Source organism: Paracoccus nototheniae (assembly GCF_004335005.1).
Classification (GTDB): Bacteria; Pseudomonadota; Alphaproteobacteria; order Rhodobacterales; family Rhodobacteraceae; genus Paracoccus; species Paracoccus nototheniae.
This window is the reverse complement of the sequence record NZ_RQRT01000226.1, coordinates 1-255: the sequence shown is the minus strand read 5'-3', so window position 1 is coordinate 255 and position 255 is coordinate 1. Positions and strand designations below refer to the sequence as shown.

Here is a 255-nt window from a genome sequence, read left to right as displayed (position 1 = left end):
GAGGTTTGGCGGCATGGATGCGTCCATGATCAGCCAGATGAAGAGCTTGGAGGATGAGAACCGCCGGCTGAAGCGCATGTTTGCCGATCTGAGCATGCAGGCTGATCTGTTGAACTGCGAAGGTGAACGCCATCGGTCCGAGAGAACTTGAGCAGGCCCTTGGAAAAAAGTGACGGGGCCATCTCAGTGTCGCGAGATGGCCGCCAAGGCCGTAAAGCATCGAGGGGTCAGCATCGCACTCGCCTGCCGGGCGTT

General features: G+C 58.8%; 1 pseudogene. It reads left to right on the top strand.

The features are described from left to right. Window positions 1-255: pseudogene (locus EG885_RS22555) on the top strand (hypothetical protein); the annotation flags it as partial.